The organism is Streptomyces sp. NPDC027189 (genome assembly GCF_055566975.1).
Window position 1 is genome coordinate 113,865 of sequence record NZ_JBVHRI010000005.1, and the last position, 11,547, is coordinate 125,411.

Genomic DNA, 11,547 nt, shown 5'->3' on the forward strand with positions numbered 1-11,547 from the left:
CCCGCGTACGCATGCACTACTTCATCGTCAGGAACCGCTGCACCATCGAAGCCAGCAACACCGCCAGCAGCGGCAGCGAGAACCAGAAGCTGCTCTGCAGCCAGCGCAGCTGCCGCACGCCGGGCCGCACCGCGACCCGTACGACCTCCCGTGCCGTCAGCAGCACGATGAGCGCGATCGCGGCCAGACCGCCGACGACCGACCACGGCGTCCAGGTCACCTGGGGCCCGATCGCCCCCGGATCGGCCTTCGGGACCTTGCCCGCGGGCTGCTTGCGCAGCGCGTACATCGTCACGTCGTCGTTGACAAGCACCTTCTTCAGCTCCTGCCGGTCGTCGAGGTTGGTGATCAGCCTCGACTCCCAACTCGCCGAATAGCCCACGTCCATCTCGAGGTAGACCACCTGACTGCGGTTGATCATCAGATACGAGTTCGGGCCCGCGTCCTTGAGCGCCTTGACGAGCCCGGACACCAGGACCGGGTCGGCGGGCGCCAGCGTGGGCACGTAGTTGACCTTCTCCATGTCCCGTGTGCCCCACGGCATCGCCGGCGTCACGTTGTTGAGCGTGTCGTTGCTCAGCCACAGCAGCCGTACGGTCGGGTCGTCGTGCTCGTACACGTAGTTCATGGCCGCGACCTCGCCCGGCCTGATCCGCTCGAACGGCTCGTTGCCCCAACGGGCCACCAGGAAGCCGCCCATGAGGAGCAGGCCCGCCATGAGGGCCGCGAGCGGGGCGAGGCTCACCCGGTCCTTCTCCCGCTCCTTCGCGGTGACGCCGGTACGCGGGAAGAGGGCGAGACCGGCGAGCAGGGCCGCACCCGGGAGCGCGAACATGAAGACGCGCAGGGCCATTTCGCCGCCGTAGGACTGCATGCCGAAGCCCAGGAACGGTACGAAGGTGAGGACGAGCAGCGAGCGCTCGCGGTACTTGTGGTCGCGTCGGCGCCACCAGCCCCAGCAGGCGAAGGCCATCACGCCGCCGGCCAGCAGCACGCGCGTGTAGAGCACGAGCTTGTGGGTCGAACTGCCGCCCTGGATACGGCCGGAGACGGACGACGACACATTGCCGCCGACGCCGCCGACTCCGCCGAACAGGTCGTTGAAGTGCCCCGACCAGTACGGCTCGGCCATGAAGGAGATCCAGACCGAGACCAGCACGGCGAACAGGATCGGCAGGCCGCGCAGTTCGGAGCGGCCGATGAGGACGAGGACCGCGAGAACGCCCAGCATCACGAACGGCGTGAGCTGGTGCGCCGGGACGGTCGCCGCGAACAGCCCGATGAGGATCATGAGGAGGACGGCCCGCTGACGGCGGTTCGTCGGCTCGACCTCCACCTCGCCGGGGCGCGCCTTCGCCCACAGCACGCGCGGCGCCCGGAACCACACGAGCAGGACCGCCACGAAGACCAGATAGAGCAGATACGTGAAGCCCTGCGGCGAGAAGTAGTCCTGTCCGACCCAGCCGCTGAGCACGAAGATCCAGATGCCGGTCCACTTGGCGCGCCAGCTCGCCCGCATCGAGCGCACGAGCAAGAACATCGGTGCCAGGTAGAGGAGTTGGATGGTCAGCGGCCACCAGCGGATGACCTCGGTGAGGTCGCTGACCCCGCAGGCCTTCGCGATGAACGCGGCCGCGGCGAAGAAGCCGGGCCAGCTCCAGCGGGCGTCCAGGTCGGGTACGGCCGAGCCCGTCCGGTCGATGTAGTCGAGGAATCCGAGGTGCTGCCAGGCCGTGGCGAACCGCGGCTCGGTCTCGATCACCGCGGGGAGCGCGTGCAGCGAGACCACGGTGGCGAGCAGGGTGATGAGCAGGAGTCCCTTGTGCTCGCGGTTCATCCAGAGCAGCGAGGCGAAGACCGTGATCAGTAGGGCCGCGCCGACCAGGGTCGGCAGCGGTAGGACGGAGATCAGGCCCAGGCCGCCCATCCGGGCGAGGGAGCCGTCGTTGAGGCCCAGTGCGGGGACCCAGTAGAGGAGAAGGGCCGAGAACAGTAGGCAGCCCAGCACCACGCCGGGTTTGGTCGGGTGCCGCAGGCGTTCGCGGAGGGAGGGGGGTGCCTGGTCGTCTGCCGACTGCGGGTCGTCGGTGGCTGCTCGCGCCCCCGCGGCGGAGCCGCTTGATGTCACGCCCCGCGCCCCCGGAGGGGCGCTCTCCTGGCCGCTCGTTTCGAAGGGGGCGTCGATCTCCGGTGCCTCGGAGGGTCCCAGCGACGCCTCCGAACCCGGCTCCCGCGCCTCGACCGGCAGTCCCACCTGCGGCCGCAGCGCCCATGTCGGGCGGTGGTCCGGCCGTACCGAGGGTGTCCCGGTGGGCGGCGTGCCCGGTCCCGGTCGTACGTCCGGCCTGCGCTCCTGGTGGTCGAAGTCGACGTGGATGCCGAGCGCGAGGGTGTCGGCGTCCAGCTTCTTCGCCCAGGAAGGACCGCTCTTCGTCGCGGGGACCTCGCGCGCCCCCAGGTCGGCGAGGTCCCCGTCCGGCGCCGCATCCTCGGGGATCTCCGCGGGCGGCGCGGTCCGCACGATCTTGTACAGCTTGGGCGCGGCGATCGCCACGATCACCGCGAGGCTGGAGATCTCGGCGACGCCCGCGCCGGTCAGGCCCATGCGCGGCAGCAGGATCACCGTGAGACTCAGCACCAGCACGCACAACAGGCCCTGCAGATAGGCGAGTCCGGAGGTGCGGCTCTGGGCGCGGAGCACCGCGAAGTAGGTCTCCATGACCACCCGCAGCACCGCGCCGACGGCGAACCAGCGCAGCAGCGGGGTCGCCGCGTGCGCGTAGCCGTCGCCGAAGACGTGCAGGATGAACGGCGCGCCGAGGAACAGCAGCCCGCACACCGGCAGCATGATCCGGGCCATCCGCTTGAGCGCGGCCCGGGTGTTGGCGGCCAGGCGCGCCGGGTCGTGCGAGCCCTCGACGGTCAGTGAGGCGCCCATGTTGATGGCGAGCAGGTTGACCGTGCCGCCGATCGTGGTGGTGATGTAGAAGTACGCGTTGTCGGCGGAGCTGACCTGCGAGGCGACGATCACCGGGACCAGGTAGACCACGGCGAGCGAGAAGAGGGATCCGGTGTAGTCGCCGGCCAGAAAACGGCCGATCTCCCTGAAGGAGGGCGGTTTCGCGCGCTCCTCGGTCGCCTTGATGTGCCGGGGCACCAGGCGCCGGAAGACCAGCAGTCCGAGCGGCACCACCGACAGGGTGATCGCCGCGACCCAGGAGACGAAGACGCCCGTGGTGGGGATCGCGGCGGCGAGGCCGACGAGCAGCAGCAGCTTCGCCGCGGAGAACACGGTGTTGCCCACCGGCACCCACAGCGCGCGGCGGAGCCCGGTCAGCACACCGTCCTGGAGCGTCAGCAGCGACCAGGTGACGACCGCGAGGATGAAGCCGAGGCCGTTGAGGGACCCGTGCAGAAAGCGGTACGAGGGTCCCCACAGGTTGAGGGTGAGCAGGAAGACCACGGCGGCCAGCGCCACGACCACCGAACTGCCCGCGTAGGTACGGAGGATGAGCCGTCCGGTGGCGCGCCCGGCGACGGGGATGAAGCGGGCCAGGGCGCCCGTCAGCGTCACTGCGGTGAGGCCCGCGAGGAGCTTCATCGCGGCGATCGCGGCGGAGCCCTGGCCGACCGCCGATTCGGAGTAGTAGCGGGCGGCGACCAGCCAGTAGCCGAGCCCGAGCACCGCGGAGATCCCGGTGTTGAGCATCAGGGCGTAGGCGTTGCGGAACAGCTGGTTGCCCCCTCCGGCACCCTTGCGGCTCCTGCCGGGCAGACGGAGGCGGCGCCCCGACTGCTGCTCGGGTGCCTCGGTCGTGGGTGTGGAAGCCTCGGTTGTGGTCGTCGTGTCAGACACGGGAACGGATGGCCTTCCGGCGGACCTGTCGTGCTCTTCGGACCATGGCGTACCCCTTGGTGAGGGCGCGGTCCCGGGCGAAGTTGCGGGCGATCGCACGGCCTTCGACCAGTCGCGCGAACTCCTCGATACCGGTGCTGCGGCGCACGGTGACGCGCTGCAGGGCGAAAGGGCCCTGCCGGCGCCGCGCCAGGCCGTTGCCGACGGCGAGCGACTGGGCGAACCCCGCCTCGCGCACCGTACGGCGCACCCGGCGGCTGGAGTAGCCGTACGGGTACGCGAACGACACGGGGCGGGCGCCGAGTTCGTCGGCGATGATCTCCTTGCAGCGCAGCAGCTCGAACCAGAGCGCGTCGTCGGGGAGCTGGTCCATCTGCGGGTGCGTGTGGCTGTGCCCGCCGATCTCCACCCGCTCCTCGGCGAGTTTGCGCACCTGGTCCCAGTCCAGCATGGTGTCGAGGCCGCCTCCGGTGTCGTACGCACCCTTGAGCCACCCCGTCGAGACGAACAGCGTGGAGGCGAAGCCGTGCTTGGCGAGCACGGGCAGGCCGTGCCGGTGCACGCCCTCGTAGCCGTCGTCGAAGGTGATCAGGACGGGGCGCGCCGGCAGCGGGCTCCCGGATCGCCAACTGGCCGCCAGTTGAGCTGTGTTGACCGGGGTGAAGCCCCGGTCGTCGAGCAGCGCCATCTGCTCGGCGAAGGCCTCGGGCGCGACGGAGAGCGCGCGGGTCGCGTCATTGGGCGCGGTCGCGATCGAGTGGTACATGAGAATCGGCACAGGTTCGCTCATGCTGAAGCCCCCTCGTCGTCCGGGACCCCCTCGATCTCCGCCACCGAGAAGGTGGCGCCACCCCTGCGCGCCCGGACGCTCCCGAGTACGTACCCACCGGCCGCCGTCAGAACCCCGGCCACGATGGCACCGGCGCGGCCCGCGCCGCCCGGACGGGCGAGCGCCGCGTCTCGCAGCCCGCGCGCGACCCCGGCGGGCAGGACGCGGGTCGCATAGCGGCGCTCCGACTCAAGTCCCTTGTCGGAGCCGACACTTCGGGCGACGAGCGCCTTGGACAGGCCCTCGGCGTACGCGCGCGTGCGAAAGTACCCGAAGTGCTCGCGCGCCTCGGGCACCCGGTGATGGATGACCGCCCGGTCGTCGATCAGCAGGATCGCGTCCGGCCGGGCCCGGGTGAGGCGGATGCACAGCTCCGTCTCCTCGCAGCCCAGCGGGCGCTTGTCGCCGTCGCGGCCGATGCCGGTGGCGAAGCCGCCCGCCGCGTCGAACGCCGTTCGACGGAATGAAGCGTTTCCGCCGAGGACGTTGCGGACCTGTACGCGGCCCGGCGGCAGCCCCTTGTACGTGCAGCCCACCACCCAGTCGAACTCCTCGGGGAACCAGGCCGGGCGGCGGCCCGACGCCCAGATCGGCATCGTACGGCCACCGACGGCCATGACCCGCGGGTCCGCGTACCCGGCCGCGAAGTGCCGCAGCCAGTCCCGCTCGGCCACGGCGTCGTCGTCGAGGAACGCGATGATCTCGCCGCGGGAGGCGGCGATCCCGGTGTTGCGGCCCGCGGACAGTCCGCGGGGGCCCGCGTTGGCGAGCACCCGCACCCCGTCGGTCTCCTTGTACTCCCTGGTCAGCCGCTCCAGGAGCGTGGCGTTGTGGTCCACGACCAGGAGCGTCTCCAGGGCGGGCAGGGACTGCGCCCGCACCGAGGAGACCGCCGCGAGGATGTCCTCCCAGCGGTCCTCGGTGTAGACACAGACCACCACGGAGATGTCCGGCTTGCTCAAGACACCTCTCCCTGGCCCGAGTTGATCTGCGCGGCATGCGGCCTGCGGCGCAGCGCGCGCCGGTTGGAGCGCTCCTTGAGGATCACCTTGAGCACCCGGAACCCGTCCCGCACGGCGCGCAGATTGCTCGTGCCGTGGATGCGGAGGTACTCGTGGCTGGGTATCTCCTGCACCTTGAGGCCCGCCTTGACCACCCGGATGTTCATCAGGGTCTCGACCTCGAAGCCGGTGCAGTCGAGGTCGATCTTGTCGAGGCAGTGCCGCCAGAACGCGTTGTATCCGTAGCAGAGATCGGTGTAGCGGGCGCCGAACTTGGTGTTGACGATCGCGCACAGCGCATGGTTGCCGAGCTTGCGGATCGGCGTCATGTCGGACGTGCCGCCGCCGTTGGCGAAGCGGGAGCCCTTGGCGAAGTCGGCCCCGGACACCAGCGCGGAGACGTACGACACGATCTCGTTGCCGTCGGCCGAGCCGTCCGCGTCGACCATCACGATGATGTCGCCGGTGCACGCCTCGAATCCGGTGATCAGGGCGTCGCCCTTGCCCTTTCCGCGCTGTTCGACGACCTTGACGTCCGGCCACAGCTCGCGGGCCACTTCGACGGTGTTGTCGGTGGAATTGCCGTCCACAAGAACCACTTCGTGAATCCAGCTGGGAAGGGTCTTGAAGACGTACGGGAGATTCTCGGCCTCATTCATGGCCGGAATCACGACACTCACCGGTGGCGCTATGGCCAGGTGAGAGGAGATGGGCCGGTACTTGTTGGCCATTAACGGATCTTGGCCCGAAATGGCTGGGCGCAGGACTGAGCTCATGAGTCTGGTCCCTCTCGTCCGGTGGACCGCCCGCCCCTGGGCAGTCCGGCTCTTTGTCCGGTTCGAAAGGGGGGTTCTCACTTACGGCATGACGAAATAGATCTCCGTGCCTGCCGGGTGAGCTGGCAAAGCTGGCCGGCTTTCGGAAAAGCGGAGGCCGGTCGCGCGGCACGACTCGGCACAGATGTGGTCACCGAGCACGGCACCCCCCTACCGCGCCCCGCGCCGGGCCCTCTTCGCGATCTTGAGCCCTCCCCTAGATCGCATGAGCAAGATGGACCGATGCGGGTGAGATGTATGACGGTATTGACGATTGCGTCCCTATGGCAAGACCTGGAACGAGGCCTCACGTTTTTGTTGGTATGGCCGTTACCTAACGCCTCGAACGGATTTTCCCCATCCGTTTGAGGATCTTGTCAGCCGGTTCGAACAGCTCCGGCCGGGACAGCACCGCATTGCGCAGTGCCCGGGCCGGCGCGCGGTGCGCCCGGTGCCCGAATGCGACGGGATGACGTCGTGTCACCCACCCCTCGGACACGGAGAGATCCCGTGTCTTGAGGGAGTCCTTGTAATCCTTCTGGCCCCGCCCAAGATCCACATACGCAATTCCGTCGGCGGCGGCCGCCTCGGCCATGCGTAAATGCAGGATCAAGCCGGGGGAGTATTTCGCGAACTCCGGGTCGTACGCCGGAAACCAGCACGCCATGACCCTTTCGGTGCGCAGCCCGAAGTGCGCGGCGACCGGCCTGCCGCCCGCGTACAGCACCGACAGGATCCCCGCGAAGGGTTCGAAGCGGGTGTGGTAGAGCTGCTGGACCAGGTGGCTGATCCAGGCGTGCGCGAAGCGGTCGCTGCGCCCGGTCCTGCGGTACTGCGCGGACTTCCAGTCGATCAGCGTGCGCAGCACCGCCGGGTCGCGCTCGTCGTGCACGTAGCTCACTCCGCCGGCGTCCCGGCCGAGCCTGCGCTCCTTGGCGAGCGTGGTCCGGGTGAACTTCGGCGACCGGGCGCGCAGTCGGCGCAGATACGTGTCGTAGCCCTGGTCGAGATCCACGACCGGGGACGGGAAGGTGCCGGAGGCTCCAACCTCGAACGGCTCCTGGCCTTCCACCAGATGGTCGAACTCCCAGACGGCGAGCCCGCAGGCCCGCAGCAGGTCGTGGGCTTCCCAGGTGAAACCGGGTCGGTGCACGAGGCCTTGGCAGTCGGAGACGCCGAGGCCGACGGCCCGTCCGATGCCGGTGGTCGTCCTTCGGAAGGGGAAGAACGCAGCGGGCTCGCCGTCCTCGCGCACGACCGCGATCCGTACGCCGCGTCTGCAGCGGCCCACCGCGAGTGTGAACTCGGGGGACAGGAACGGGTTCGCCAGCCCGGGAGAGCCGCTCAGGTGGGCCTTCGACTGGAAGCCGGTCCAGGCCGCCCGGTCGGCTGCGCTCAGCTCGCCGGGGCGGTACACGGTGATGTCCACGTCAGGAGGCCCGTGTTCCCGCCGTACGACCGCGCATGCGCCGTACCAGCACCAGCAGGAGAATGACGGAGCTGATCGCGGTCACGGCCGCGATCCCGCCGCGGACCGACCAGCGGTGCACGGCCAGCATGCCCTGGGCCACCAGCATGTTCACGGCGACCGCGCCCGCGACCGATGCCAGGATGCGGCCGAACGGTTCCAGCCCGCGCAGCGCGGCCGCGATGGCGACCGACGGCGCCGCGAGCAGGAAGAACAACGTGAATGGTCCGCGCAGCGGTGAGTCCACGTCGGCGAGCGCAAGGACCGCACCGACCACCCCGACCACGGTCGCGGCACCCGCGAGCAGCGGCAACAGGTCCCTCCCCGGATCCTGTCCCGACCGCTCCGCGTCACCTGATGAAGGTGTCTTGATACGTATGGTCTGCATTGGCGACTTTGCCCCCTGAAGCGCCGGATGCCGGGCTTCAATGTCGCGCAGCGGGCGGGGGGTAGTCAAGATGCGGAAGACGCCCTTGCGGGTTCTCGGCCGTCTTTAAACATGTGTTCCCCGGAGGCGCCGGCTGCCTCCGGGGAACTGCCGTTCAGATCAAGCGAGCTGGCGCACTACGACACGATCTTCAGGAGCTTGTTCGGCGAGCCGGTGCCCGCGCTGGTGACCACGCCGGAGGTGGCGCCGTTCACCAGGGCCGTGGCGACCTGCGCCGGGGTGGCGGGGGTGTGGCCCGCGAGGTAGACGGCGGCCGCGCCCGCTACGTGCGGGGTGGCCATCGAGGTACCCGAGAGCGTCGCGGTGGCGGTGTCGCTGGTGTTGTAGCCCGCCAGGATCGAGGAGCCGGGGGCGATCGTGGCCGTGCGGGTGCTCGACAACAGCGGCTCCGGCACCACCGCGGGCGTCCGAGGCGGTGGTGTCGCCGTCCACGGCGTCGTAGCCGTACGAGGCGTGGCCGCTGATCCGGGTGTGCGTGATGCGGACGCCGGTGTCGATGACGTATGCCGTCGCTGTTCGGCGCCGCACACATGGTGAACGCACTGGGTGGGGGCCGGTAGGAGCCGAAAAGTCTTGGCATGGACACTTCCTGTCAACACGCGTAGCTGCTACGACAGTTGTGGCAGAGATCCTGCTAAAGGGAGGTTCCATGAGACGTTCCCGAATTACGGCATACGTGACCTCACTCCTCCTCGCCGTCGGCTTCGCCCTCACCGGGGCAGCGACGGCGCAGGCGTCCCAAACCGCCGCGACCACCGGCTATGTGGCCCTGGGCGACTCCTACTCCTCCGGTGTCGGCGCGGGCAGTTACCTCAGCTCCAGCGGCGACTGCAAGCGCAGCACGAAGGCGTACCCCTACCTCTGGGCTGCCGCCAATTCACCCTCGACCTTCGACTTCACCGCCTGCTCGGGTGCTCGTACCGGTGATGTCATGGCGAACCAGCTGGGCCCGCTCAACTCCTCCACCGGCCTCGTCTCGATCACCATCGGCGGCAACGACGCGGGCTTCTCCGACGTCATGACGACATGTGTGCTCCAGTCCGACAGTTCCTGCCTCGCGCGGATCGCCACGGCGAAGGCGTACGTCGACTCGACGCTCCCCGGCCAACTCGACACCGTCTACTCGGCGATCAGCGCGAAAGCCCCGGCGGCCCATGTGGTCGTCATCGGCTACCCCCGCTTCTACAAGCTGAGCGGCTCCTGCGTGGCAGGCCTCTCGGAGACCAAACGGTCCGCGATCAACGGCGCGGCCGACTACCTGGACAGCGCGATCGCCAAGCGCGCCGCCGACCACGGCTTCACGTTCGGCGACGTCAGGGGCACCTTCACCGGCCATGAGATCTGCTCCAGCAACGCCTGGCTGCACAGTCTCAACTGGCTGAACATCGGCGAGTCGTACCACCCGACCGCGGCCGGCCAGTCCGGCGGGTATCTGCCGGTCTTCAACGGCGTGGCCTGATCACCCACCTAGGGTGACGTGGAAGCGGAGGCCTCGTCCGTCGGGGTCTCCGTCGCGCAAGTGATCGAGAACGGCACAGAGTTGGACGTCACGTGGACGGGACTGCGGACCTCCACGCTGATCTCGTTCTGGAAGGTCCCGCTCGTGTCGTACGTCGTCGCCACGACCGTCTTCTGCTGAGTCCTGCCGCCGCCGGCGGGGAACGAGAGCGTCTTCCAGGCCGGGTCGGTGACATCGCCCGTCTTCGTCACCCAGCGGTACTCGACGTCCACCGGCACGCGGCCGACCGTGAATGTCGCGGTGAAGGCGGGTGCCTGGTCGGCGGGCGGCGGACAGGCACCGGAGTAGTCGGTGTGCCGGCCCGTGACCGTCACCTGCACGGATTGGGCGGGCGGGGTGGTCGTATGGTCGCCGCCGGGCGCGCTCGTGGAGGGACTTCCGCCGCCGGCCGCGCCGGTGTTGCCGCTCCCGCTGCTCTTTCCTCCATCGGAACTTCCGCCGCTGGAAGCGTTGTTGGGGCCACCGCTGTTGCTGGTGCTGCCGCGCCCGCTGTTGTCGTTGCCGCCACTGTCGCGGTTCAGCAGGGCATACGTCAGTCCGCTGAGGGCGAGTGCGAGCACGACCATGCCCGCGATCAGGACGACGGCGGCGCGGCGATTGCGAGCGGGCTCGGGGGTGGTGGCGGTCGCGGGCAAAGTCGCCGGGGCCGGCCCGAACCCAGGCTGTGGCGTGGGTCCGGGCGCAGGCTGGGGGAACGCCGCGCGCGTCTCCGCGTTGAGCGGGCCGGGGGACGGCACGCCCCGGGTCGGGGTGGGCGGTGTGCCGCCCGCGGCGATGATCCGCAGTTCGTGCTCGGCCTGTTCGGCGCCCAACCGCTCGGCCGGGTCCTTGGCGAGCAGCCCCTCGATGACGGGTCCGAGGGAGCCCGCACGGCGGGGCGTCGCAAGCGGCTCGTCGACGATGGCCCGCAGTGTGCTCAGCGGAGTGTTCTGACGGAAGGGCGAGTTGCCCTCGACGGCCGCGTACAGGAGCACCCCGAGTGACCACAGGTCCGATTCGGGTCCCGGCGTGCGGCCCAACGCCCGCTCCGGAGCCAGGAATTCGGGCGAGCCGATGACCTCTCCGGTCATCGTCAGCGCGGAACTGCCCTCGACCATCGCGATACCGAAGTCCGTGAGGACGATCCGTCCGTCGTTCGCCATCAGGACGTTGCCCGGCTTCACATCGCGGTGCAGGACCCCCGCCTCGTGCGCGGCACGCAGCGCGGCGAGCACCTCGGCGCCGATGTGCGCGGCGCGCTGCGGGGGCAGCGGGCCCTCTGCGTCCAGCAGATCGGAGAGGGCGAGGCCACGGATCAGCTCCATCACGATCCAAGGCCGGCCGTCCTCGGTGGCCACGTCGTACACCGTCACCACATTGCGGTTCGAGACGCGGGCGGCGGCCCAGGCCTCGCGTTCCAGCCGCGCGTACATCCGCTCGACCTCGTGCGCCGGAAGCCCGGCCGGGGCGCGGACCTCCTTGACGGCGACCTCGCGCTGCAGCACTTCGTCGCGGGCGCGCCACACCGTACCCATGCCGCCCTCGCCCAAGGGCGACAACAGACGGTAGCGCCCCGCGATCACACGTTCACTGCCCGGATCTTCGGACACGTGCGTCCCCCATTCGCATCCG

General features: G+C 69.6%; 8 protein-coding genes and 1 pseudogene. 1 reads left to right on the forward strand and 8 read right to left on the reverse strand.

What is annotated here, in order from left to right; genetic code table 11:
- Positions 1-16: 16 nt before the first annotated feature.
- The 7 genes and pseudogenes from ACZ4RZ_RS14110 to ACZ4RZ_RS14140 all read right to left on the reverse strand — a co-directional run.
- A complete protein-coding gene (locus tag ACZ4RZ_RS14110) occupies positions 17-3,856 on the reverse strand; it encodes a lipopolysaccharide biosynthesis protein (protein WP_467744487.1) in 3,840 nt (1,279 codons plus the stop codon).
- Positions 3,849-4,646, reverse strand: a complete 798-nt coding sequence (locus ACZ4RZ_RS14115) for a polysaccharide deacetylase family protein (RefSeq protein WP_467744488.1) — start codon at positions 4,644-4,646, stop codon at positions 3,849-3,851. Before ACZ4RZ_RS14115 ends, ACZ4RZ_RS14110 begins: the two co-directional genes overlap by 8 nt.
- Positions 4,643-5,647: a glycosyltransferase family 2 protein gene (locus ACZ4RZ_RS14120; protein ID WP_467744490.1), complete on the reverse strand. Its 1,005-nt coding sequence runs from the start codon at positions 5,645-5,647 to the stop codon at positions 4,643-4,645. Before ACZ4RZ_RS14120 ends, ACZ4RZ_RS14115 begins: the two co-directional genes overlap by 4 nt.
- Entirely contained in the window at positions 5,644-6,462 is an 819-nt protein-coding gene (locus tag ACZ4RZ_RS14125; RefSeq protein ID WP_467744491.1) for a glycosyltransferase family 2 protein, read from the reverse strand. The genes ACZ4RZ_RS14120 and ACZ4RZ_RS14125 overlap by 4 nt, the downstream gene beginning before the upstream one ends.
- Positions 6,463-6,835: 373 nt before the next feature.
- Positions 6,836-7,930: a GNAT family N-acetyltransferase gene (locus ACZ4RZ_RS14130; RefSeq protein ID WP_467744492.1), complete on the reverse strand. Its 1,095-nt coding sequence runs from the start codon at positions 7,928-7,930 to the stop codon at positions 6,836-6,838.
- A 1-nt stretch (position 7,931) separates the two neighbouring features.
- Positions 7,932-8,357: a hypothetical protein gene (locus tag ACZ4RZ_RS14135; RefSeq protein WP_467744494.1), complete on the reverse strand. Its 426-nt coding sequence runs from the start codon at positions 8,355-8,357 to the stop codon at positions 7,932-7,934.
- 176 nt (positions 8,358-8,533) lie between these two features.
- Positions 8,534-8,770, reverse strand: a pseudogene (locus tag ACZ4RZ_RS14140) (S8 family serine peptidase); the annotation flags it as partial.
- Between the two features lie 296 nt (positions 8,771-9,066).
- On the opposite strand from ACZ4RZ_RS14140, the gene ACZ4RZ_RS14145 reads away from it, so the two are divergent.
- Complete coding sequence (locus ACZ4RZ_RS14145) at positions 9,067-9,876, forward strand: SGNH/GDSL hydrolase family protein (protein ID WP_467744496.1); 810 nt, start codon at positions 9,067-9,069, stop codon at positions 9,874-9,876.
- 8 nt (positions 9,877-9,884) lie between these two features.
- On the opposite strand, the gene ACZ4RZ_RS14150 is transcribed toward ACZ4RZ_RS14145, so the two are convergent.
- Positions 9,885-11,525: a serine/threonine-protein kinase gene (locus ACZ4RZ_RS14150; protein ID WP_467744498.1), complete on the reverse strand. Its 1,641-nt coding sequence runs from the start codon at positions 11,523-11,525 to the stop codon at positions 9,885-9,887.
- Positions 11,526-11,547: the final 22 nt, after the last annotated feature.